Source organism: Spirosoma sp. 48-14, assembly GCF_001898575.1.
Lineage (GTDB): Bacteria > Bacteroidota > Bacteroidia > Cytophagales > Spirosomataceae > Spirosoma.
The window spans coordinates 213,822-236,941 of record NZ_MKUD01000072.1 but is presented as its reverse complement, the minus strand read 5'-3'; the positions used below and the strand labels follow the sequence as shown (position 1 = coordinate 236,941).

Genomic DNA, 23,120 nt, shown 5'->3' with positions numbered 1-23,120 from the left:
AACTCCATGGATGAGAAGCGGACTTTGGGACGAACAGGCAGAATGTGTAGGTGAATGAATTGATTCCCTACAGAACGCGATTCGAGTTTTCGCTAACGAATGCGCCCCAGGCCCCTTTTTTCGTTTTCTTATTCGATACAAGGGGTAGAGCATTGGCATGGAAATGATGGCAAACCGCAATGGCAAGTGCATCGGTGGCGTCGAAAAATTGAGGGTCTAGTTGCTGGTTCAGCAGATGCCCAACCATATGGGCGACCTGATCTTTCGTAGCATTTCCATTGCCCGTTACCGATTGCTTAATCCGTCGGGGGGCGTACTCCACAATCGGAATGTTGCGGGAGAGAGCCGCAGCCATCACTACCCCCTGCGCCCGACCCAGCTTTAGCATGGCCTGAACATTCTTACCAAAAAACGGATCTTCAATTGCCATCTCGTCGGGGTGGTATTCGTCGATCAGCCGGAGAATGGTTTCGTAGAGTTTCTGGAGCTTCAGTTGGTAAGTGCTATATTTGCTGAGTTGAACCACGCCATACTGAATCATGGTCATGTTCCCACCGGCTACTGAAATAATGCCATATCCGGCTACCTGGGTACCTGGGTCAACGCCCAATATTATTTTCTCAGACGGAGAAGATTCTGGGCTGACTTGTTTCGATGGGATAGCAGAATTGGCAGTAGTACTCATGATTGGGCGTAGGCTCTCTTACAAAGTAACGTGTTCTCCTCTGTTTTGTCGCTGAAACCCGATAAAAAAATCATCTTTTTTGCTAAACTCTTCGTCTTAGGAGGGCTGGTTGCCTATGTTGGCTATGTTTTGCGCCAACAGCCCTTTGATTGGCGCACGGTGTATACGCAGTTCAAAACGGTTCATCATCCTGCGTGGTGGCTGGCGGGACTTGTGTTGCTGATACCCGTAAACTGGGGCCTGGAAGCGTTAAAATGGTATATATTACTACAACGAGTCGAGCGCACGACCTACTGGGCAGCTTTTCAGGGAGTATTGGCTGGCGTAGCGTTGGGCTTTGCGCTGCCCGCTCAACTGGGTGATACAGCCGGAAGGGTGCTATCGCTACGTTCGGGTGAGCGAGGGGCAGCCATTGGCGCGTCGCTCGTATCAGGTGGTATGCAGTTCTACGTGGCCTTGGTTGCGGGTGCAATAGCCTGGGCCTACCATCTGAGTATTGTGGTGGATCGGAATACGATGGCTGGTCGTTGGCTTTTATTCCTGTTATTAAGTTTGGCCGTTAGTGGTGTATTACTAGGCTTAGTACGGCAAAGGCTGGTTCGCTGGCTGTCGGGCCGACAAGGGATTGACCGTTGGGCGAAGTACTGGAATGTATCTGGACTTTATTCCGACCGTGAAATTGGCTTGGCACTTACGGCTGCAACCTTGCGCTATGGTCTATTCTCGGTACAATTTTACCTGGCTATGCGGGCTGTAGGCATTCAATTGCCCGTTGCTATTTCGGCATCGGGCATTGGGCTGGTCTTTCTAGTAAAAACCATAACGCCAGCGTTCAATTTGCTGAGCGATCTTGGCGTTCGGGAAGCGGCTTCCTTATGGGTATTTGCTCCATTCGGGCTTCCGACTGCCGTACTCCTTACAGCCACACTACTACTCTGGTTTTCCAATATACTGATACCTGTTCTCGTTGGTTTAATTTGGGTCTGGAAACTAAGAATACGTTGGCCATAAAACGAATATGACATAAAATAGCCAACTAGCAATTTGTAAATGACAGCCTTTTTATTGATATGTAGCGGCTTGTATGCCCTCTTTACAGTAACACTCTGGGTCGTATGGCTACGTATGCCTATCAGGGATGATACTATGTATAGGTCCGATGGGCCAATGATTTCTGTAATCGTGCCGGTGCGTAACGAAGCTGATTCCATTTTTCAGTTATTAACCGATTTAAATCAGCAATCTTACCGACAATTTGAAGTAATTATTGCTGACGACGCATCGACCGACAATACAGCGGCTATTGTTCAGTCCTATACAAAAACGGCTACGTACCCCTTACGATTATTGTTGCTAAAGGATGAACGAACAGCTTCGCCCAAAAAACGGGCTATAGCACAAAGTATTTCCCTAGCTGAAGGTAAACTAATTGTTACGACCGACGGGGATTGTCGGGTTGCTAAAAACTGGCTGGCTGCTATCGCTGATTTCTACGGTAAGACAGGCGCCCGACTCATTTCCGGTCCGGTAACGTTTACATCTGAACGTTCTGTGTTTGATGCAGTACAAACCGTTGAATTTGCAAGTTTGATTGGAACAGGAGCGTGTACAATGGCAATAAAGTTTCCAACTATGTGCAACGGAGCAAATTTGTGCTATGAAAAGGACGCGTTTACAGAAGTAGGTGGCTTTGTGGGAGTTGACCACCTGGCATCGGGCGACGACGAATTTCTGATGCATAAAATAGCGGTTCAATTTCCCGATGGCGTACAATTTTTAAAAAGCGCTGAAGCAATTGTCCGGACTAAATCGCATCGTACAATCCGGGGATTTTATAATCAGCGCAGGCGATGGGCGAGCAAATGGCGAGCGTACCAAAGCTATTGGCCTTCGGCTCTGGCCGTATTTATTTTTCTGAGTAATGCGGCTCCAGTAATCGGTATAGCAGGCTGGTTGGGTAATTACTGGAGTGGTGCGGTTACGCTACTTATGGTTGGATTAAAGGTAATCCCTGAGTTCGTATTTTTGCTGCAAGTTCTCGTTTTTCTACAAAAGCGAAAAATGGTGGTGGCCATACCGTTTACGCAATTGATTTATCCTTTTTATGTTTTGTTTTTTGGGTTGGCGGCACAATCAACTGGCTATACCTGGAAAGGTCGCAGGCTTAAATGATAGGAGCGTCCATGACCTACTCATAATGGTAGGGCTATATACTGAATTTAGTACAATTTTTTCGCTTGGTAACACTCAATTAACTTGCCTCAATTTGTGATGCACCGTACCCTTGTAACCTGTCTGAATAAAGTCACCCGGGCAAGTGATTTAACCCTTAAGTACTTGCGTGCTGTTCGCGAGAAACAATTTGAACGACAGCTCAGGCGCGTAGGCGAGTTTAGCTATACCTCCGATTGGACTAGTTATAACTACAGTAACTGGGAAACTTGGTTTGTACCGTATCGCGGTCAACCCAATCTGCACATACTTGAAATTGGTAGCTTTGAAGGGCGCTCGGCCGTATGGTTTCTGGAAAATGTATTGACCCATCCTGGTGCTCAGCTTGTTTGTGTTGATCCAATGCCCTGGCCAGTTAATCCACCCCGCCCCCGGTTCATGCACAATATTCAACGAACAGGCAGAGCTTCGCAGGTGACACTCATCCAGGAACGCTCAGAAATTGCCCTAACTCAACTACTACCTGCGAGCTTCGACATCATTTACATCGACGGAGCCCACGATGCGATCAACGTATTAGCTGATGGGATATATAGCTGGGAGCTACTCAAAGTTGGAGGACTAATGCTATTTGACGATTATTTATGGGAGCCAGATAAGCCTGAACACAGCCGTTGCCAGCGAGCCATCGATTTATTACTGAAGCACTTCGGCGATCGGAAAACCTTGATCCATCAGGGATATCAGGCATTGATTCGGAAAGAAGCAGAGTAATGAGATGGTTTCTGGCATGCGCTTGCACGAATCAACCGGACGGCTCTTTACTGGTCAAGAATTAGAATGATGGGTGCAACAAAACAAAAATCTTAACGTAATGGTATATACTTGCAATGTATTTCGATAGCCAGGGGTTATATCTTTAGTAAGTTGTTCAGTTAAGTGATTGAAGTATATCGGTAATCGCTTTATAACCAGTTTGATAGCTATATTTTATGCTTTTTCTGCATAAATCAAATTTCCTGCTCCGTACAGTCTACCCTGAGTGCTGGTGGCGGATTGGCGATGAAACAGACCCTACAATTTACCTGACATTCGACGATGGGCCGATCCCTGATGTAACCGAATTTGTGCTGGAGCAACTGGATAAATTTTCGGCTCAGGCTACGTTTTTTTGCATTGGTGATAATGTACGTAAACATCGCGATGTACTCTACAAAGTGCTGGAAGCGGGCCACATGGTTGGCAATCATACATTTAACCACCTCAATGGCTGGCGAACCGACGATGCGGCCTATCTGGAGAATATTCAGAGATGTCAGACTGAGCTAGGTGTTGAAACGTCCTTATTCCGACCCCCTTATGGTCGTATTAAAAAGACGCAGGCTGCTGAAGTCATGGAGCATTATTCGATTGTGATGTGGGACGTGCTAACGGGCGATTTTGACCGTAAACTGCCTGCGGATATATGCCTCCGAAAAACAATTCAGTACACAAAACCCGGCTCGATTGTCGTTTTTCACGATAGCCTGAAAGCCTGGCCAACCATGCGTTATGTGTTGCCCCAGGTTCTGGCTCATTTTACCGAACGAGGTTTTACATTCCGGGCTGTTCCCCAACCTGTTTATGCTGGATACTAACCAGCTACATTTCACCAATCCATTAGTGAGTATTCTGATTGCAGCACGCAATGAAGAATCAACGATACTTACGTGCCTGAAAGCCATTGATGAACTGGACAAACCAGAAGGTGAGGTCGAAGTACTGATTGGGAATGATCTATCGACAGACCGTACCGCAGAACTTGTGGTCGAATTCATTCAGGAGCGCCCCGCATTTAAACTTCTATCGATTACCGAATCAAACGCTGGGTTACGGGGTAAGGCGAATGTCCTGGCGCAACTAGCAAACTATGCAAGAGGTCAGTACCTGTTTTTTACGGATGCTGATACGCAGGTGCCCAAGAGTTGGTTACGGGCTATGATCCCGTATATGGTCGGGCAAACGGGCATTGTTACAGGCGTTACATTGCCAGATGGACCAACTGACTTTCATAAAGTCCAGAGTCTCGACTGGTTATATAATCTGACGCTGGCTCATTTGCTGGCGGGGTTCGGAATTCCAGTCACGGCCATGGGAAATAATATGTTGGTGAGTCGTCGGGCATATGAAGCCGTTGGCGGGTATGCGTCACTGCCCTTCTCAATCACTGAGGATTACGCCTTATTCCGGGCAATTGTACAGCGTGGCTTCGAATTTCAGAATGTATTGAGTGAACAGGTACTGGCTCATACAAAGCCTGTTGATTCATGGTTTGCCTGGTTGCAGCAGCGGAAACGCTGGATGCATGGGGCAATGGAGTTGCCTGTTTGGATCGTATTTGCACTTCATTGCCAATATCTTGCGTTGCCATTGCTTGTGGTAATAGGCATTGTATCTCCCTTAGTAGCGGTTGCCTTGTATGGTATTCGTTTGTTGATTCAGTCAATCGTACTTTCTATTGGGTTAAGCCGACTCCGGCAAACCAAGTTGGGTCGTTACGCGTTGCTTTTTGAAATGTACCAACTCGTTATGGGGCCATTAGCCGTCATTTATTATTGGCTTCCGACTAAAATTGATTGGAAAGGACGGAAATATTAAGTGAACCGTGAAAGACGTAAACCTGTTGGTTTAATTCCGGTTCACGCGCCATACCAGTTATACCGCTAGGCTATGATGCTCATTGATACACACGCACACATATACGACACACAATTTGCCGACGATCAGGAGTCGATGCTCCAGCAGGCTGAATCACAACAGGTTAGCCAGATCTGGATGCCGAACTGCGCCAGCGAAACGATAGCGGATATGATGTCCCTTGCCGATCAGTACCCAGATCGTTGTCTGCCCATGATGGGCTTACATCCGGCTTATGTCAACGAAACAGTAGACGCCGAACTATCGACCGTAGAAGATCAACTTAACCGGCATCCGTTTATGGCCGTCGGGGAGATTGGACTTGATTTCTATTGGGATATGTCGTTCGTCGATCAGCAGTTCATGGCGTTTGAAACGCAACTGCGCTGGGCTGCTGCTCAACAATTACCCGTTTCGATGCACACCCGATCAGGACATGATCGGAACGCATTTGCCGAAGCGGCTGACCTGATCGAAAAACTGGCTTTGCCTGGGTTGACGGGTATTTTCCATTGTTTTGTAGGAACGCTTGACGAGGCCAAACGCGCCATTGAACTTGGGTTTAAGCTAGGCATCGGAGGAGTGGCAACCTTCAAAAATGGAGGACTCGATAAAGTGTTGCCGCACATAGGGTTAGAACATCTGGTTCTGGAAACGGATGCGCCCTATTTGGCACCCGTTCCGTATCGGGGAAAGCGTAACGAACCGGCCTACATTCGGCTGATTGCGCAGCGTGTTGCCGATCTTAAGCAAGTCAGCATTGATGATGTTGCTCGACATACGACCACAAATGCACTGGGATTGCTGCCTGCCCTCTATGCGAATTTGCTGCCAGGGTAAACACAATTAACAAGCACGCATAGAATTTATTATACGTTTTACATTCCTTTTAATGGCTTATCGAATCATTCAGGTTAACCCAACAGCGACAACTAATTCACGAATATCGGTACTGGTCATATATACAGGCGGTACGTTTGGAATGGTCTATGAACCGCAGGCCGGGCAGCTCATTCCGTTCGATTTTGAGCGGGTGCTGGATCGACTCCCCGAACTAAACCGGCTCAACTTTGCCATCAGTCTGCTTACGTTGCATGAGATTATCGACTCATCCAATATGAAACCCGCAGTTTGGATTGAACTGGCGCAAATCATTCAGGATAACTATACCCAATACGACAGCTTTGTCATCTTGCATGGTACGGATACCATGTCGTTTACGGCATCGGCACTGAGTTTTATGCTGGAAGGTCTGGCTAAGCCAGTTATTCTGACAGGAGCGCAATTGCCAATTGGTGTGGCCCGGAGTGATGCGCGGGAGAATTTTATTACAGCCCTTGAAATAGCAGCGGCTACCGAAGCCAATCGGCCAATTGTTCCCGAAGTGTGTGTCTATTTCAATTCGCTGCTATTGCGGGGTAACCGCTCTACGAAGCGGGAGAGTGTTCAATTCAATGCATTTACATCCGAGAATTACCCAAATTTGGCCAATGCGGGCGTAAGTATTGACTATAATCGCCCTTTTATTCGTTCTTACCTACCCAATGAGACGTTAAAAATACATAGCGTACTTAATCCGAATGTAACTATCCTGAAACTTTTTCCGGGTATTACGCAGGCCGTTGTAGAATCGATTACAAATATCCCCAGCCTACGGGGTATTGTTCTGGAAACCTTTGGGGCTGGCAATGCACCTACCGACACCTGGTTTTTGAATGCTCTTAAAGCAGCAGTTGATCGTGGAGTGTTGATATTCAATGTATCGCAATGTGAGGGGGGGCGTGTTACCCAGGGACAATACCAAACCAGTAAACACTTATTACAGATTGGAGTAGTGAGTGGGGCTGATATTACAACTGAAGCCGCTATAACCAAATTGATGGTTTTGCTGGGTCGCGAACCAGGGGCTGGACAGAATGATCTACTACGATTACAAACATTACTGGCACAGCCAATTAGCGGTGAAATGAGCGCATAGACCATAAAATGGGAGGTTTTTTTACAGCAAGATCTTGCGTTATTAGTAAAAAACATGCACCTTTGCACTCCGAAATATGGGGCCACCCTAATCAACAATAGAGAGCTGCCGGAGTGGTCGAACGGGTCTGATTCGAAATCAGAAGTACTCGCAAGGGTACCGGGGGTTCGAATCCCTCGCTCTCTGCATTTTTCGTCGTCAGTCATTAGTCAGGAGTCGTTAAGTAGTGTACTGACGACTGGCTACTATCGACTGACGACTTTCTTTAGAGAGGTGTCCGAGTGGTTGAAGGAGCACGCCTGGAAAGTGTGTATGCGGGCAACCGTATCGAGGGTTCGAATCCCTTCCTCTCTGCATAGTTACTAGTTCTTATTGCCAGGTGCCCGAAACAACCCGTTTCGGGCTTTTTTTTGCCTCTTTTGCTCCCTTATCCCCTTGACTTGTCGCTGGGTAGAACCCCTAAAGCTTGGTAGTACCACTATATTAAAAACTGATCACTAGATGAAACCCGTCTTTTCTAAGGGATAGGATTTAAGCAGGAAATTAGGCCTGAATGGTAAAACCTTCCCAAATCAAGTTGATTTCGCTGATTGGTTCTTCGCTTGTTCAAAATGGGATTCCATCAAGTTCACGGATTAAGCTGAAACGGGTTATGTTACTTTGGTGCTTTAGTTCGTTGAATTAGTAAAGTGGTATTTCGATAAAACAGCGACTGATTTTGCTTTTTTTGGTCTGAAATATTGACCATTTACTTAATAAATAGTCATAAGTGAACATTTACCCTTTATGTATTGTGATAATATTAGAAAAAATTGAATTATTGGTTGTTTGTTAAATTGAATGTTTGCCATGCACTTCTTTCATACGTCAGCAAGATACTGCTTCACAAGGCCCGTTAGTTCGACAGGTACACTTTGGACCGGTTATGGGGGCTGGCTCTACCGAATCTGTTCATTTGCACTCATTAAATATAACCACCGTCGTAAAACTCATTTGCTTCGAACCACCTGCTATACTAAGCGGTGGAATGATGATTTATACCAAAGCCAACCCGTTCCATCCCGTCGTATACGCTTCAGGAAAGCGATTTGGCATTGGGAACGGCTCGATGAAACACTACAGATTCGTCGAATCTATCGATTAGCTGCTTAATCAGCACGCATTCAGATAAGTAGATAAGCATATAGGGAGGTGTAGCGGCAGGAGGAAGACAAGAAACAGTTCTATGCTATTAGTAGGGTTAAAGGCTGTTTGCCGATTAATCAACTCATAGTTTTTAATTGCCTTGCTCGGTATACTTTAAGTATATTTCAGCTCACAACCTGTACTTACTTAAAATGGCTATTCGATCTCTCCTGCTTGCTGCTATGGGGATAGTTGCCCCTTTTTTATTATTGTTTTGGCGTAAATTGACTTTTAGAAATCGGTGCCCAGTTTGTGGCGACAAATATCAAGATCGCGTGAATCGACCTAGGTGGTTGAAAAAGAACTTTGGCTTTTTACCTCTTAAAGCGTATCACTGTAAGGCCTGTAATCACTATTACTATTTGATCAAATAGGCAGCACCTCCTCACTATGAAGTTCAATCTTTCCCGCGGTCTTTCTTTGGCGTTTCTGTTTGCTGCGATCATTAGCTTTGGCCTGTGCCAGTACTTGCTTTATTATTTAAATAACCCGTATGCTTTTGTGGTCTTTGGCCTCTCGATTGTTTGCACCCTTATCGGTATTGGGTTATCTCGAAATATCAAGTAAAATTTAGATTTCTGAAGTAGGCCGGACCGACCTCAATCTGCCATTAAATAATTTGACTTTGCAAATGATTGCGATTTCATTTTTCGGCAGGGGCTAATTCTATAATTCTGCCGACTGGACTAGTAGATAAACCAGTCCGGTATGCTATACTTTTAATGAACACAACGATTGTTTGCATCTACAATAGAGTAATATCGAAAAGTCTACCTCAAACGGGGGATGGGCTTATCGGTAATGCTACAAACCCAAAACATAGGGCAACATGATTGACCGGCAATAGTTCGGACTAAAAATACTCGATGATGAGCATTGAGATTGCTCATTTAAGCAAAGTTGCACAGTAATCTTTACTTAAATCTTTTATAGCAAGGATTACAAACTTTAGTCTATCTAGTTTACACCAATCCTTCGCACTATGGCTTTAACAAAACAAAGGCGCTCCTTTTACAACTTGTAAAAGGAGCGCCTTTGTTTTGTTAACTTACTTACATCCCAGCTCTTTTTAAAAAGTCTGGATGAACTTCATTAAGACTGTCCAGAAAAATTTTGTTTCTTTTGGAAAATTGCTGTCTGTCACTTTGCATCAAGTTTGGCTGAATGTTGGATGTCCGCTCGCTTTGATTCGTCTGACTAACCCGGAAGCTAATGAACATACACACGACCAATACACTAGTCATTAAGGATAAATACAAGTTTTTATTCATGATGGATTCAATAAAAAATCTAAGTTAGTCATATTATAGTGTATTTTTATCTGTTAATGCATTTACTCGTCCAGTATTATTGATCAGCGCAATCGGTAGGCAATTTTGGCTGGAATGATTTATTCTGATCAAAATACTACCAAGTGTAAGCGCATGCTAACCTTATACAGTAGCCTAATTCATCGGTAATTACCTACCTTTGTCTTGGTTACCAGGCAATTGTGAGATAAGCCTTCTGGGTAATTTAGGTTGGTCAGAAGTCAGACTGGTAAATACATTGTATTAAGTAGGATGAAGGGTAGAGCGTTAAGCGCTCACTAGCTGATCATCTGTCCCTTCAAAAGCGAGTAGATACTTGTCAGAGTTGTTTGCTTACAATAATAGCATGATTACCAATGTCCAGCACGCAACAGAGAAGGTGAGCACGGCTAGGCTGATACCGGCACTGATTAGAGTACGATTATTCATAACCTGTTTCTTTCAATTAGCGTGCCAAATTTTTCAGCAAGGGGGCGGGATGGAAAATACGGTTGAGATAGGTTAGGGAACTGCAACACAATACATGCCGATGTGGTTAGAACAGGAAACACAAATCCCTTACTATATGTGGCAGGAACAAAATAACCAGCTTACCCGTGATTTTCAGTTTGCTACCTTCAATGAAGCATTCGCCTTCATGACCCGTGTGGCACTAATAGCCGAAAAAATGGACCATCATCCCTGGTGGTCAAATGTATATAATCAAGTGTCTATTAAGCTATCTACCCATGACGCCGGTGATAAAGTGACGGAGAAAGATCATAAACTGGCTGCCGCAATTGATGAAATTTTAAAGGCGAAAGCGTAAAAGAGTGAATAAAGCGTCTGAAATTCGCGCTTTATTCGTAAGCACTGCTTCGGCGGCTCTATTTCGCTTTGTATGAAACTGTACCTTGTGCCTACTCCTATCGGTAATCTAGACGATATTACCCTTCGGGCTATAAAGATTCTCCAGAGTGTCGATGCGATTCTGGCCGAAGATACGCGAACATCCGGTGTGTTGCTCAAACACCTGGCTATCAGTAAACCGCTTCATAGTTACCATATTTTTAATGAACACCAGACGGTTCAGCGTTTGATCAATCAATTGAAAGATGGAAAAACACTCGCTCTGGTTTCGGATGCGGGTACACCCGGTATTTCTGACCCCGGCTTTTTATTGGTTCGGGAGTGTATTAAAAACGATATTCCGGTTGAATGTCTGCCAGGTCCCACAGCCTTTGTCCCTGCCCTGGTTAACTCGGGTTTGCCCAATGACCGCTTTACATTTGAAGGATTTTTGCCCCACAAAAAAGGCCGCCAGACGCGTCTGATGGAATTAGTCGAGGAAGAGCGTACAATGGTATTCTATGAGTCGCCCCATCGACTGCTTAAAACGCTTCAGCAGTTTGCTGACGTATTAGGCCCGGATCGACCCGCTAGTGTTTCGCGCGAACTCACAAAATTGTTCGAGGAAAACCGACGTGGCACATTGTCTGAACTTATTGCGTATTTTGCCCAAAAAACGGTAAAAGGTGAGATTGTTATTTGCATTCAGGGAGGAGAGGGGAAGAAGGGAGAAAAAAGACGAAAAGAGCGTTCGAGCGAATTTGAGGACAATGAAGACGATGAATAATTGGGTGGTGGGCGATGAGCAACAGCCCGGAAATCGAAGCGCAACGCGGTTTGTGAGCCTACTAGTGGTTCTATTCCTTATCGTCAATCTCCATTCGTCTTCGCTTGCCCAGCAGTTAACACCTTCCTCACGGGTAAGCCTGATAACCTATGGGCCGGGCGATGACGACATTTCGTCGTCGTTTGGCCATACCGAAATCCGGATTATTGACCCGGCGCTTGGCCTCGATCGGGACTATAGTTATGGAGGGTTCGATTATAGAGCTGATTATTTTATTCTGAAATTTTTACGGGGTACGTTGCCGTATTTTCTGTCGGTTCACAATTTGTATCAGGTAATGTACTATTACCAGCAGACAAACCGCAGTATACGTGAACAACAGTTGGCGCTCTCACTCACGCAGCGTCAGAAGTTATTTTCCGCCCTGGAAACGAATTATTTGCCCGAAAACCGGGAGTATCGTTACAAATTTTATTACGACAACTGCGCGACTCGCCCTCGCGATATGATTGTTGAAGCCTGTGGCGATAGCCTTTCTATCCCATCACGTTCACGCATGACCGGTAAATCGTATCGGGACTGGATGAATGACTATTTGAACGCGAAGCCCTGGTACCAACTCGGGATGAATCTGGCAATTGGCTGGCCGGCAAATGAACAGACCGACGGCTGGCGGGCCATGTACCTGCCCGATCAAGTCCATGATCAGTTAGCCAAATCCACGATAAAACTTGCCAATGGACAGATTGTACCGTTTGTGCAGGGCGATCAAACCCTCTTTGCAGCCCAGAACGTTTTCCGTAAGCAGGTTCCTATTTTCCTCGACCCCGACGTTGTTTTTACGGTTCTGGGGGTTTTGATCGCTGTCTTTACGATCCGTCGATATGTTGTAGCCGGTAAGGTTGATCGCTGGCTCGATCGGTTGCTGTTTACGGTATCGGGTTTTCTGGGCTGGTTTCTGCTGCTGCTATGGCTCATACGAGACGATGGCGTTACGGGCTGGAATCCAACGCTATTGTATCTGATGCCGCTCCATCTGCCACTCATCTACTGGGCAACAGGGGCAAACACAACTGCCCATCGCCGGACATTCTATTTTGGCGGTACAGCCCTGCTGATTGTACTGGGCATCTTTTTATCGAAGATTCCGGGTAGTTTCGATGTGGTTTTTCCCCTTACGTTGCTCATTCGCTGCGTTGTAAATATGCAACCTGTTCGGGAGGCATACCGTACACCTGCCCGGATTGAGCAATAACAGGTAGTTAAATTTAGGGAAGATGCTGCTTTACCGTTTACGATAGCCTTTTCCGGTGGCTTTCCTTTAAGCTCTCCACTACCGATATCGTAAACCGTATTCCTGCTTTTGTATATGAAAAAACTGCTTCTTCCTGGCTTACTCCTGATTTGGTTTACCAACGTGTTGGCACAGCCTTCCGAGCGCGTTGTTAAAGTATTGATTACCCCCGATCATGCCAACTGGCTGTATAAAATTGGTGAACCTGTCAAATTCAATGTATCCGTTTATCGGAATAACGTTCTGCTTAAAGGTGTCAAGCTTCGTTATGAGATCGGGCCGGAAAAGATGGAGCCGACAAAAAAGGAAACGCTGACCCTAAAAGACGGAACGTTGGCCCTGGATGGTGGATCGATGAAAACGGCTGGATTTCTACGCTGTGTTGCAACGGCCGAAGTAGATGGCAAAGAGTATAAAGGATTGACAACAGCAGGTGTTGAGCCGCAGACGATCAAACCCACGGTCGACAACCCGGCTGATTTTAAAACGTTCTGGGATAATGCCAAAGCCGATCTGGCTAAAATTCCAATGGATGCCCGGATGACGCTCTTACCGGAACGCTGTACAGAGCTAACCAATGTGTATCACGTCAGCCTTCAGAATATCAACAGCTCGCGGTTCTATGGGATTCTGTGCGTGCCGAAAAAAGAAGGCAAGTATCCCGCCATTCTGCGCGTACCGGGTGCCGGGGTTCGCCCGTACAACGGCATGATCGCAGAAGCGGACAAAGGATTTATTACGCTTGAGGTGGGGATACATGGGATTCCGGTTACGATGGACCCTAACGTTTACGTAGATCTTGCGCGTGGGGCATTGAATGGGTATCAGGCAGCTAATCTTGACGACCGCGACCGATATTACTACAAACGAGTGTATTTAGGGTGTGTTCGTTCGGTTGATTTTCTGACGAGTCTGCCCCAGTATGATGGACAAAATCTGGGCGTTACGGGAGGTAGTCAAGGAGGGGCCTTGTCGATCGTAACCGCTGGGCTCGACTCACGGGTAAAATGGTTAGGGGCTTACTACCCGGCACTTTGCGATGTTACGGGCTACCTGCATGGACGGGCAGGTGGATGGCCGCACTTGTTTGCAGGTAATGAACTGGCTTACAATAACAAACCCGATCGGATCAAAACAACGGGCTATTACGACGTTGTGAATTTTGCCAGGCTCGTGTCAATTCCCGGTCGGTATGCCTGGGGATTTAATGATGAAACCTGTCCACCTACGTCCATGTATGCAGCCTATAATGTCATTCCCGGCCCTAAAACTCTGGATACTGATTTTCTCGACACGGGCCATTGGACATACCCGGAAGAAACTGAGAAAATGATGAACTGGTTAATGGCTCAACTAAAAGGGTGGAAATAGTCCCCTTGATCCTGAGGGTAGTTCATCGCTTTTCTGTTAGATAATGGGGCAATCGCAACTAATCAACCTGGATTTGCGTAAATAGACGTATGCAACTATTCGTTAATACTAACCTTGATAATCGCTTAAAAGCTGAACTTCAACGTCAACTGCCATCGGATATAACCGCTGTCTTTCGGCAGGATGTACCAAAAGAAGAACAACAAAAGGCCTTTCAGTTGGCCGATTTTATCATGGGTAACCCCCCCGCAGCCTGGTTTGCAGAATCGCTTCCTAACATGAAGTTCTGGCAACTGGATTCGGCCGGGTTCGATGGGTATAAAAACGTCCAGCTGAATGCTGCTGTGGCCAATATGGGCGATTACTTTGCCTGGCCCTGCGCTGAAACCATGCTGGCTGGTATATTAGCCATCTACCGCTGTATTCCTGAGTTATCGGTTCTGCAAAGCTGCTCGGAATGGGTAGGAGCGCCGATTCGGGAACGGACAGGATTGCTGCGGCATAAACAGGTAGTGATTTTAGGCACGGGTACCATTGGGCAGGCCATGCGGCAAATGTTGTCGGGCTTTGCCTGCTCCATAAAAATGCTGGCACGTACGGACCCTCATGCTGATTTACATTCGGCAGACGATCTTAAAGCCGTTTTGCCACAAACGGATATCGTTATTAATTGCCTGCCGGGTACAGCTGCTGGTTTTTTTTCGGTTGATCTGATTCAGGCGATGAAACCTGGAAGTATGTATGCCAATGTAGGCCGGGGAAGCACAACCGATGAAGCTGCTCTGATCGATGCGTTACAATCAGGACAGTTAGGGAGTGCTGTATTGGACGTAACGGCCCAGGAACCCCTTTCTGGTGACAGCCCGCTCTGGACAATGCCAAATGTATTGCTGACACAGCATACGGGTGGTGGTCAACCGGATGAAGATGCTGGCAAGGTAACCCAGTTTCTGAAAAACCTGACGCGATTTCGGGCGGGTGAAGCCCTTGAAAATGCTGTAGACTTAGCTCGTGGGTATTGAGCCGACGGCATACTGTGATAAGGCGAATGAATGAACAAAGCCAACCCCAAAATCTGACTCGCCGGGAATTCATTCGCTCTGCTGGGGTGGCCGTGGCCCTGGGGGCTACCAATTCGAATTCGGTGGGGGTGCCACAATTAGTGAACCCGACCAGACGCTCTACGACCATCCGGGTCAGGCAGGTCGATTCAAATTTTGAGCGGGAGCCACTCAATCCGTATCGATTTAAGGGGAGTGCCATTACGGAAAGCTGGCAGGTAGCTTCATTGCTGGAAAGTGAGTCGGGCATTCGTAAAGTTGGGCTGTGTACGCAGGGTGTGCTCTGGTCCGATGCCAAGGTATTTGCAAACCATTCCGAACGGGCTGGTAATGCGCTCATGTATACCATCAGCGATCGGGCCCTGCAAATGCTGAAAGGGAATACGTTTACAGACCCCGTTACGTTGCTGGATAATCTCTTTCCTGAGGTATATGCCTATGCAAAAACTATCACCCGAAACCCGGACTTACGGAAAACGTTTGCGCTCAATGCACTCGTCAGTGTCGATAATGCCGCCTGGCTTCTGTATGCCCATGAAAACGGTCTGACGCGCTTCGATGATATTATTCCTGCTGCCTACAGACCGGGCTTGTCCTGTCATCATGAGAAAGTGGCCAGTATTCCATCGTTCAGTGTGGGAGCAACCGTAGAGAGCATCAAAAAAGCCGCTGATGAAGGGTATTTTATCTTAAAGCTAAAAACCGGAGCCGCTGGTACACAGGCCGACATGCTGGAAAAAGATCTGGCTTTTCTGACGGCAGTACATAAAGCCATTGGGCATTATGAAACGCCTTATACCCAAAGTGGTAAGATTCCCTATTACTTCGATGCCAACGGGCGGTATGAGAAGAAAGAGACCTTACTCCGCTTTCTGGACCATGCGCATAAAATTGGAGCATTTGACCAGATTGCCGTTATTGAAGAGCCATTTGATGAGCGAAACGAAGAATTTGTGGGGAATCTGGGTGTACGGATTGCCGCCGATGAGAGTGCGCATACCGTTGACGATGCCGCCATTCGTATTCAACAGGGCTATTCGGCAATTGCCGTTAAAGCGATTGCCAAGACCCTGAGTATGACAATGAAAACCGCTCAACTCGCCTTTGAGAAAAAGGTGCCCTGCTTTTGCGCTGACCTTACTGTAAATCCTATTCTGGTCGATTGGAATAAAAACGTAGCTGCCCGATTGCCATCTTTTCCGGGTATGTCCATCGGCTTGCAGGAAACGAATGGGCATCAATATTTTAAAAACTGGGAGAAACTGATGGCCTATCACCCTAAAGCAGGAGCCACCTGGACCCGAACCCAGCGAGGAGTATATCCGACCGATGCTTCCTTTTATGCCGAAAGCGGAGGTATATTTTTGTCGTCTTCCCACTACGATGGCCTGTTTCCTGCTTGACAGGAGAGCTTGTATGGACCGATTTTGGAGCCTGTACTGTTAAGCTGGTTAGCTGCGTGAGCTAATCATACCTGGTCAGTATTCGTTTGGGGTTAAGCGACCAGAAAATAATCGTTTTACGCGGCCTGAAGCCATTTTCTGAGAAAAATTTCGTATATTTAAGGAATCGAATACAACACCAATTGAACCCAATATCCACCTGTTTATTGGCTGGAATAATTCTCCATCATGTCAATGATAAATGAAGAAAATGAAGGATTAATGGACGATGATTCACAAGGATCCGATGCGGAAGCAACGGATAGTGGCATGGCTTTAACAGGCTCCATTGAACCAGAAAACCAACCTACGACTCCCTCCAGTGATGTTCTGCACGACCAGACGGTAGTGTCAGGGCTATATGAATCCTATTTTCTTGAATACGCTTCCTACGTTATCCTTGAACGGGCTGTTCCGGCGGTTGAAGATGGGTTGAAACCCGTTCAACGTCGGATACTGCACGCGCTGAAGGAAATGGACGATGGTCGATTTAATAAAGTAGCCAATGTGATCGGGCAAACCATGCAGTATCACCCCCATGGTGATGCCTCCATTGGCGAAGCGCTTGTCAATATTGGTCAAAAAGAACTTCTGTTCGATACGCAGGGAAGCTGGGGCGATGTTCGCACGGGCGATGGCGCTGCGGCCCCTCGGTATATTGAAGTGCGGCTCTCAAAATTTGCCTTGGATACCATCTATAACGATAAAACTACCGAGTGGCAGTTGTCGTACGATGGGCGTAAGCGGGAGCCGGTAACCTTACCCGTCAAGTTTCCTTTGCTGCTGGCGCAAGGAGTTGAAGGAATTGCCGTAGGGCTTTCGACCAAAATTCTTCCCCATAATTTCAATGAACTGGTTGAAGCGTCCATTCAGATTCTGAAAGATAAGCCGGTGTCGCTCTTTCCTGATTTCCAGACAGGAGGCCTCATCGACGTGAGCAACTACAACGATGGTCAACGTGGGGGCAAGGTTCGGGTTCGGGCGCGTATTGAAGAACTGGATAAGAAAACACTCGCTATTCGGGATGTGCCCTTTGGCGTCACCACATCGCAGCTTATCGACTCGATTGTTAAAGCTGCTGAATTGGGTAAAATCCGGATAAAGGCTCCAAGTCGGAATGTAGCGGCTGTGGTCGATAACACGGCTAGAGATGTTGAAATTCTGGTCCATCTGCAACCCGGTGTATCGCCCGATGTAACGATTGATGCATTATATGCCTTTACCGATTGCGAGGTGTCGATTTCGCCGAATGCCTGCGTGATTATTGGCGAGAAACCGCATTTCGTTAATGTAACTGACATCTTACGGGTCAATACGCACCAGACTGTACAGTTGCTGCAACGGGAGCTGGAAATTCGGCGTAGTGAGCTGATGGAACGGTTGCTGTACAGTTCACTCGAAAAGATCTTTATTGAAAATCGGATTTACCGCAAAATCGAGGAGTGCGAAACCTTCGAGGCCGTTCTGCAAACGATCGATAAAGCACTTAAACCCTTTAAAAAACAGTTTTATCGGGAAATTACCGAGGACGATCTTATCCGGCTCACAGAAATCAAGATCAAGCGTATTTCCAAATACGATGGTTTCAAAGCTGATGAGCTGATGCGTCGGTTAGAACAGGAGTTGGCCGAGACCGAAGATAACCTGGCGAATATTACCCGGTATGCCATTGCCTTTTATAAAGAGTTGCAGCGAAAGTATGGTAAAGGCCGTGAGCGCCGGACCGAAATTCGTAGTTTCAATACAATAGCGGCTAGCGTAGTGGCGGCTGCCAACCAGAAACTATATGTAGATCGTGAAGGAGGTTTTATAGGCTATGGCCTCAAGAAGGATGAGTACGTCAGCGACTGTTCCGATATCGACGATATTATCGTATTTCGTCGGGATGGGAAGTGCCTGGTGACGAAAGTTCAGGATAAGGTGTTTGTTGGAAAGGATATTGTGTATGTATCCGTCTTCAAAAAGGCTGACGAACGTAAGATTTACAATATAGCCTATCTGGATGGGAAGTCGGGCATCACCATGGTGAAACGATTCCCGGTTACGGGTGTTACTCGCGATCGTGAATACGACCTGACGATGGGTAACCCAAAGTCGAAGCTGACCTATTTTAGCGCGAACGATAATGGCGAAGCTGAGGTGATTACGATTAATCTGACTGCGCAGAGTTCGGCAAAAGTGAAACAGTTTGATTTCGATTTTGCCTCACTTTCGATAAAAAACCGCTCAGCGCAGGGGAATATATTGACAAAATATCCAGTCCGAAAAATTACCCAGAAAACGGGTGGCGTTTCGACGTTGGGTGGTGTCGATATCTGGTATGATGATCACCTCGGGCGGCTCAACCGTGACGAACGGGGACGGCTACTCGGGAATTTCGATGCCAAAGATAGTATCCTTGTGGTTTATAAAGATGGGCAGTATGAACTCACAACCTTTGATCTGACTAACCGATATGAGCCTTCCGACATTGCTGTTCTCATGAAATTTGATCCGGAAACGGTACTGTCGGCCGTGTATTTTGAGGCCAATCAAAAATCATGGTATGTGAAGCGATTTAAGGTGGAAACAACGTCGGTCGACAAGAAATTTAGTTTTATCGGCGATGTTAAAGGATCTAAGCTGCTGGCTATCAGCATAGATCGTTATCCACGAATCGAAATCATACATCAGGTGAAAGAGCGGGGCCCACAGGAAAAAATGGTACTTGAGCCCGAAGGTTTTATCGATGTTCGCGGCTGGAAAGCTTTAGGAAATAAGTTGCCGTTTGCGAAAGTGAAAGAGGTGAAATTGCTGGCTCCTAAAATTGTGAAAGAAGCGGTAAAGTCACCTGTTCAGATACTAGGGGAATCGACGGTTGAACCCGCTATTGTTGAGGATAAGGAGCCAGTACAGTTGGGACTGTTTTCCTGATTACCCGTTAGGGTTTCGATTGATTAACGAGCCATTGGAAACCTTAGCGGTGCAAAGAAAAGCAAATAATGATGGGAGCAAACGTATTAGGATTGCGGACAGTAATTTATGCTGCGCCGAATCTTACAGAAACGAAAGCTTGGTATACGAACGTTTAGGGGATTGCTCCCTATTTCGATGAGCCCTTTTATGTGGGCTTTACTGTCGGTGGATACGAACTCGGACTTGATCCCAATCTGCAACCGGCCCCAGGAGGTGCCTTGGCCTACTGGGGTGTTTCGGCTATAGAGGATAGCGTACAGCACTGGATTGATCTGGGCGCAACCCTGAAGACCGATATACAGGATGTGGGGGAAGGTATTAAGGTGGCGTCTGTTTGTGATCCATTTGGTAATGTGGTTGGACTAATTGAAAATCCACATTTTAAATTACCCTAAATGAATACGACCTTGGCTACAAACTACAGCGATGAGTTTCCGCATGAAGCGGTGGGCGTCCGTGTAGTAAAGCGGGTCATAAAAGGTGTTATTGCCGGTGCTTTTTTAGGGGCAATGGTCGTTTTGGTTTGTAATTGGTGGGTGGTCTATAATACTCGTAATCAGGTGTATTTTAACATTCATGAACTACCTGCCAACGATTATGGACTTGTGCTCGGTACGAGTAAATTTGTTCGGTCAGGTAAAGAAAACCTGTTCTTTCGCTATCGAATGGAAGCCACTGCGCGACTTTGGAAAGAAGGGAAAGTGAAGTACCTCATTCTGAGTGGCAACAACGATTCAGAATACTATAACGAACCAGCCGATATGAAGCGGGCGCTAATTCGACTGGGCGTTCCCCCGTCTGCTATGCTTCCCGATTATGCCGGGTACCGAACATTCGATTCGGTGGTGCGTTGTAAGGATTTTTTCAAGCAGCATAAAATCACGATTATTTCTCAAAACTTCCATAATGCCCGGGCACTTTACATTGGTAATCACGAAGGTATAGAAGCCATCGCTTTTGCCGCACAGGATGTGCCAGATGGCTACTCACTCCGTACACTGATCCGCGAATATCTGGCGCGCCCCTATGCGCTGCTTGATATTTATGTGTTCCGGCCACAACCTGAAAAAGGGAATGCCGAGCGGAAACGTAATTCGTAAAATGGATTTCGACATACGCTGCATAGTCTAATGAGCTACTTAGTGCTTCATAACCTCATAAGGCTGTGCAGCGTATGCCCTAATCAACTTTGTCAGTTATTGCCCGTTGGCAAAATACAGCCGCAAAACTTCGTCTGCAACCCGGAAATTCATCAGTCGGTTTAAATTGTAAGGCGAGTCTCCTACCTGAATATATTCATGGCCCAGAATCCATTGGGCACTTTGGGCATGCAGCTTTGAGTCGTGAAAACGATAAATCTGAATCTGTTTAATGTTCTGCTCTGTAAGTAGCGTTTGTATTTGATCTTTCATTTTTTGAGTGTCAAGGAGGAGGATAAGTGAGATAAAGCGGGCAAGGGTTTATAGTAACTCCGAATAATACTTGCCTTGGGCATGTCTGTATAGCCGCCTGGCCCGATCTCTGGCTCGTTGCAGGCGCATTTTCACCGACCCTACAGTTGATTGTTGATGAAGGGCAATGGCTTCAACCGATACGCCGTCGCAGTATTTGATGTACAGCAAATCGCGCTGGTGATCGGGTAAAAGAGACAGAACATGTTCCATCAGCATAGCGGCTGCGAAGGTTGTTTCCTGATTGTTAGTAAATAGGGTGTCATTGTCTCGTAAATAATGCTGCTGCATGGTCCGGTTACGTTGCTCCCTTCGAAGCTGGAGTGCACAAAAATTGGTCGTTACTGCCCAGAGCCAGGTAGTAAATGATGAGTTACCATTAAAACTATCCAGTTTATGGATTAACCGAATAAAAATTTCCTGGGTCAAATCATTGGCTTCGTCGGGATCTTTGCAATACGACAAACAAGTTCGATAAACCCAAGCCCGATGCCGGGAGTAAAGGAGAGCAAGACTTCGATTGTCTTTGTTTTGTACATACTGCATGACAAGTGTTCGGTCGGATAAGCGTTTCATATATGGGTTATTTAGTAATGCAAAAAAAATATCTGCCAATGGCTTGACACCAGAGAAGTCGTGCCGGTGCAGGGACAAACTGATATAACCTACAGTTGGGTAAGGCCAGTTCTCCTGAATGCGACACGTACGTTGTACAAATGGATGAATACTCGCTGGCTTTTTCAAACGATTTGTTGAAATGAGCAGTTGATGTTCACATTGCCAACGAACTTTCCAGAAAGAGTGTAATACGTACTATAACGTTATGGACATTCTAGAGCAGAAAACGCCTGAAGTTGTAATGTTGAGTCTGAAAAGATCAGTTTTATTCCAGTAACATTAATTTATACCTTTAGGTAGGTACCGTTAATACTATGTATTAGTACCAAAAATAATTCAGTATAGTTTCCGCTTAAAAATGAAACTCGAAAAGTCTATTAAAAGGGTTTCTTTGTTGATGAACCCGTTCAAAATGTCCATGAAAAATGGGCTACTTAGAATCTTTTTAATTTGTCTCTACAAATTATAGCTGGAAAGATGGAGTAAATAGTTAATTTGTAGGCTATACTTTACTTAGAGAGGTAGTTTTTGGAAAAGATGCGAAACTATCGCAACGATTTATGAAAATAAACACTCTGGTGGTCGATGATGATGCCATCTGGAAGAAAGTGATCACCAAATTTGTTCAGATGAATCCATTGTTGGAGTTGGTGGGTGTGTGTAGTACAGCCATTGAAACCTATGCCAAACTGGCTCAGGTTGAAGTGGATGTATTGATTTGCGATATTGAATTACCCGATATGTCGGGATTATCGTTAATCCGGAGCTTACCCCGGCCTCCTCTGGTAATTTTTGTTACATCGTACCGGCATTATGCGCTGGATTGCTATGAAGTGTCGCCAGTTGATTTTCTGCTTAAGCCACTGGAACTGGATCGATTTTTACAAAGTATTGAAAAGGTACGCCAACGATTACTGGTTCCCCCGGAAACGTCCACTATAGCGCCTTACTTTTTTGTACGTGAAGCGTTGAATTATGTTCAGATTGCGTATAACGATGTTCTGTATATGAAGGCGCAGGAGAATTTTCTGCAAATTGTGACACCTAATCAAACGTTCTTGCCGATTCTATCCATCACGAAAATGGAGGAACAGCTCAAAGGGGATGTATTTCTGCGAGTACATCGTTCATATCTGGTACATCGGGGAGCCATAGCTTCGATAGGTAAAAATGAGCTGACTCTGCGGGATGGACAGGTCATTCCAATAGGTGATCAATACAGGGCACAGCTTAATCGCAAGCACATCGAAGGGCGCTTGATTAGTCGGGGATAATGGGATGGGGTTTGGTTGATTACTTTTTATGTT

At 46.0% G+C, this 23,120-nt stretch carries 20 protein-coding genes and 2 tRNA genes; 19 read left to right on the top strand and 3 right to left on the bottom strand.

All coding sequences use genetic code 11. The features are described from left to right. Positions 1 to 67: 67 nt before the first annotated feature. Positions 68 to 685, bottom strand: a complete 618-nt coding sequence (gene ruvC, locus BGO59_RS31245; RefSeq protein ID WP_293690812.1) for a crossover junction endodeoxyribonuclease RuvC — start codon at positions 683 to 685, stop codon at positions 68 to 70. A gap of 30 nt (positions 686 to 715) precedes the next feature. Between ruvC and BGO59_RS31240 the strand changes: the two genes are divergently transcribed. The 18 genes from BGO59_RS31240 (at position 716) to BGO59_RS31155 (ending at position 20,844) form a co-directional block, all read left to right on the top strand. Then, a complete protein-coding gene (locus BGO59_RS31240; RefSeq protein ID WP_293690810.1) occupies positions 716 to 1,696 on the top strand; it encodes a lysylphosphatidylglycerol synthase domain-containing protein in 981 nt (326 codons plus the stop codon). Between the two features lie 39 nt (positions 1,697 to 1,735). Continuing rightward, complete coding sequence (locus BGO59_RS31235; RefSeq protein WP_293690808.1) at positions 1,736 to 2,857, top strand: glycosyltransferase; 1,122 nt, start codon at positions 1,736 to 1,738, stop codon at positions 2,855 to 2,857. A gap of 165 nt (positions 2,858 to 3,022) precedes the next feature. Then, positions 3,023 to 3,631, top strand: a complete 609-nt coding sequence (locus BGO59_RS31230; RefSeq protein ID WP_293690807.1) for a class I SAM-dependent methyltransferase — start codon at positions 3,023 to 3,025, stop codon at positions 3,629 to 3,631. Between the two features lie 218 nt (positions 3,632 to 3,849). After that, positions 3,850 to 4,494, top strand: coding sequence for a polysaccharide deacetylase family protein (locus BGO59_RS31225; protein ID WP_293690805.1), 645 nt, complete (start codon positions 3,850 to 3,852; stop codon positions 4,492 to 4,494). Beyond that, the gene (locus BGO59_RS31220) at positions 4,481 to 5,494 is read left to right on the top strand and encodes a glycosyltransferase (RefSeq protein ID WP_293690803.1); all 1,014 of its coding nucleotides are present in this window, start codon (positions 4,481 to 4,483) and stop codon (positions 5,492 to 5,494) included. The genes BGO59_RS31225 and BGO59_RS31220 overlap by 14 nt, the downstream gene beginning before the upstream one ends. Positions 5,495 to 5,566: 72 nt before the next feature. Then, entirely contained in the window at positions 5,567 to 6,373 is an 807-nt protein-coding gene (locus BGO59_RS31215; protein WP_293690801.1) for a TatD family hydrolase, read from the top strand. Between the two features lie 52 nt (positions 6,374 to 6,425). After that, positions 6,426 to 7,511, top strand: coding sequence for an asparaginase (locus tag BGO59_RS31210; RefSeq protein ID WP_293690799.1), 1,086 nt, complete (start codon positions 6,426 to 6,428; stop codon positions 7,509 to 7,511). Positions 7,512 to 7,610: 99 nt separating this feature from the next. Beyond that, positions 7,611 to 7,697: transfer RNA gene (locus tag BGO59_RS31205), tRNA-Ser, on the top strand. 81 nt (positions 7,698 to 7,778) lie between these two features. Next, positions 7,779 to 7,865, top strand: a tRNA-Ser gene (locus tag BGO59_RS31200). Between the two features lie 2,670 nt (positions 7,866 to 10,535). Next, positions 10,536 to 10,814, top strand: a complete 279-nt coding sequence (locus BGO59_RS31195) for a 4a-hydroxytetrahydrobiopterin dehydratase (RefSeq protein ID WP_293690797.1) — start codon at positions 10,536 to 10,538, stop codon at positions 10,812 to 10,814. 72 nt (positions 10,815 to 10,886) lie between these two features. Then, positions 10,887 to 11,621: a 16S rRNA (cytidine(1402)-2'-O)-methyltransferase gene (rsmI, locus tag BGO59_RS31190; RefSeq protein WP_293690795.1), complete on the top strand. Its 735-nt coding sequence runs from the start codon at positions 10,887 to 10,889 to the stop codon at positions 11,619 to 11,621. Continuing rightward, the gene (locus BGO59_RS31185; protein WP_293690854.1) at positions 11,614 to 12,876 is read left to right on the top strand and encodes a DUF4105 domain-containing protein; all 1,263 of its coding nucleotides are present in this window, start codon (positions 11,614 to 11,616) and stop codon (positions 12,874 to 12,876) included. Before rsmI ends, BGO59_RS31185 begins: the two co-directional genes overlap by 8 nt. A gap of 114 nt (positions 12,877 to 12,990) precedes the next feature. Continuing rightward, positions 12,991 to 14,286, top strand: coding sequence for an acetylxylan esterase (locus BGO59_RS31180; protein ID WP_293690793.1), 1,296 nt, complete (start codon positions 12,991 to 12,993; stop codon positions 14,284 to 14,286). Positions 14,287 to 14,375: 89 nt separating this feature from the next. Then, complete coding sequence (locus BGO59_RS31175; RefSeq protein WP_293690791.1) at positions 14,376 to 15,308, top strand: D-2-hydroxyacid dehydrogenase; 933 nt, start codon at positions 14,376 to 14,378, stop codon at positions 15,306 to 15,308. Between the two features lie 26 nt (positions 15,309 to 15,334). Continuing rightward, entirely contained in the window at positions 15,335 to 16,750 is a 1,416-nt protein-coding gene (locus tag BGO59_RS31170) for an enolase C-terminal domain-like protein (protein WP_293690789.1), read from the top strand. A 234-nt stretch (positions 16,751 to 16,984) separates the two neighbouring features. Next, positions 16,985 to 19,702 carry a DNA gyrase/topoisomerase IV subunit A gene (locus BGO59_RS31165; protein ID WP_293690852.1) on the top strand — a complete coding sequence of 906 codons (2,718 nt, stop codon included), beginning with the start codon at positions 16,985 to 16,987 and terminating at the stop codon, positions 19,700 to 19,702. Between the two features lie 191 nt (positions 19,703 to 19,893). Further along, positions 19,894 to 20,139, top strand: coding sequence for a hypothetical protein (locus tag BGO59_RS31160; RefSeq protein ID WP_293690787.1), 246 nt, complete (start codon positions 19,894 to 19,896; stop codon positions 20,137 to 20,139). After that, positions 20,140 to 20,844, top strand: coding sequence for an ElyC/SanA/YdcF family protein (locus tag BGO59_RS31155; protein ID WP_293690785.1), 705 nt, complete (start codon positions 20,140 to 20,142; stop codon positions 20,842 to 20,844). Positions 20,845 to 20,940: 96 nt separating this feature from the next. Here the strand turns inward: BGO59_RS31155 and BGO59_RS31150 are convergent, their stop codons facing one another. After that, on the bottom strand, positions 20,941 to 21,156 hold the full coding sequence (locus tag BGO59_RS31150) for a hypothetical protein (protein ID WP_293690783.1): 216 nt from the start codon (positions 21,154 to 21,156) through the stop codon (positions 20,941 to 20,943). A gap of 48 nt (positions 21,157 to 21,204) precedes the next feature. Further along, the gene (locus BGO59_RS31145) at positions 21,205 to 21,771 is read right to left on the bottom strand and encodes a sigma-70 family RNA polymerase sigma factor (protein WP_293690781.1); all 567 of its coding nucleotides are present in this window, start codon (positions 21,769 to 21,771) and stop codon (positions 21,205 to 21,207) included. Between the two features lie 602 nt (positions 21,772 to 22,373). On the opposite strand from BGO59_RS31145, the gene BGO59_RS31140 reads away from it, so the two are divergent. Further along, positions 22,374 to 23,087, top strand: a complete 714-nt coding sequence (locus BGO59_RS31140) for a LytTR family DNA-binding domain-containing protein (protein WP_293690779.1) — start codon at positions 22,374 to 22,376, stop codon at positions 23,085 to 23,087. Positions 23,088 to 23,120: the final 33 nt, after the last annotated feature.